This window comes from Paenibacillus sp. IHB B 3415 (assembly GCF_000802655.2).
In the GTDB taxonomy this organism is placed as follows: domain Bacteria; phylum Bacillota; class Bacilli; order Paenibacillales; family Paenibacillaceae; genus Paenibacillus_AQ; species Paenibacillus_AQ phytohabitans.
This window is the reverse complement of record NZ_JUEI01000179.1, coordinates 1-1,535: the sequence shown is the minus strand read 5'-3', so window position 1 is coordinate 1,535 and position 1,535 is coordinate 1. Positions and strand designations below refer to the sequence as shown.

2 protein-coding genes are annotated in these 1,535 nt (G+C 57.5%); both read right to left on the bottom strand.

Going from position 1 to position 1,535, the window contains the following annotated elements:
- The coding region (gene mutY, locus QW71_RS36000) for an A/G-specific adenine glycosylase (RefSeq protein WP_039310842.1) at positions 1-832 on the bottom strand (832 nt) is incomplete at its 3' end.
- Positions 833-966: 134 nt separating this feature from the next.
- On the bottom strand, positions 967-1,359 hold the full coding sequence (gene acpS, locus QW71_RS35995; protein ID WP_039310839.1) for a holo-ACP synthase: 393 nt from the start codon (positions 1,357-1,359) through the stop codon (positions 967-969).
- Positions 1,360-1,535: the final 176 nt, after the last annotated feature.

Below are 1,535 nucleotides of genomic sequence, written 5' to 3'. Positions count from 1 at the left end.
GGGGCCCCGGCCAGTGCGGCAGCTCCCACATGCGGGCCAGGAGCCCGCTGGATGGCCGCTGCCGGATGAGTACCCGGCCCGCGTGCCCGCCGCGGCCCTCTATCAGGGCTGCCAGCCGCTCTTCCGGGCGCGGCGGCTTGGCCTTGGTCTTGACGGGCAGCGAGGTCTCGCAGCCCGCGAGGCGCGCTGAGCAGTGCTCCATCACCGGGCACGGCAGACAGCGCGGTGATTTCGGCGTGCAGATCAGCGCGCCAAGCTCCATCAGCGCCTGATTGAAGTGCGAGGCTTCCCCTTCGGGAATCAGCTCTGCTGCCAGGCGCTCCATTTTGACGCGGGTGGGGCCTTTGGCGATATCATCCTCAATCAGGAAATATCGCGACAGCACCCGCATGACATTGCCGTCCACAGCGGGCTCCGGCCGGTTGAAGGCAATGCTGAGAATAGCTCCGGCCGTATAAGGCCCTACTCCCTTAAGCCCGAATACGGCATCGCGGTCATTGGGAACCTGCCCGCCATATTCTTCCTTCACCTGCTTCGCGGCGTGCTGCAGATTCCGGGCGCGTGAATAGTAGCCAAGCCCCTCCCAGCACTTCAGAACATCCTCCTCCGGGGCATCGGCAAGTGACTCCACCGTAGGGAACCGCTCGATGAACCGGTTGAAATAAGGAATGACCGTATCGACTCTCGTCTGCTGAAGCATAACCTCCGAAATCCAGATGTAATAAGGATTGCGGTGGCGCCGCCACGGCAGATCCCGCTTCTGCCCATGGTACCACTCCAGCAAATTTCGGCTGAAATATGACTTGGCTTCCTGCTGCTCATTTGTAGTCATCATTAATCTCCTTGCTTCTATATTGAATGTATCTATATTCCGCGATAAGCAGCTCGTCCCCTTATTGCGTAAAGTTTACCCGTATAAATACCGCTCTGCGAAGCCGCAGGCAGGATCCGGCTCCACGCAGCAGCTTAGTTTACCTGCTCCACTACGGCAAAAGCTGAAGCCAGATCCCCGCTGTGTGTAATGGCCAGATGGATGATATGGCGGCCGCCCGGCAGAAGCAGCCGGTCCCAGGCCGCTTCCGACAGTGAAACGACCGGTTTGCCCTGGTGGTCCGGCAGAATTTCAATATCCTGAAATCCCACCTTCGCGCCGATTCCGCAGCCCAGCGCCTTCACTACTGCCTCCTTGGCGGCAAAACGCCCCGCAGCGAATTCTGCCGCCTTACCCTTCCGCCCTGCGGCTAGCTCAAGCTCACGCTCTGTAAGAATGCGCTGCAGAAATCCGGTTGCTTGTCCGCTTGACAGCAGAGCCGTAATCCGGCGGATTTCCAGCACATCATTTCCGATTCCATAAATCACTATATCCACTCCTTAGCTGGACAGGCAATATGCAATTACTGTAAAAAACCGCCCTATCCTTACCTACTTTAATAATGGTATGATCTTCTTGAATTCTCCCCCACTTAGCTAACGCTTGAAGTGGCAGATTCTTGCGAACAGAAGAGTACCCTCTTCTTATGGAGCAAGCGATCCCT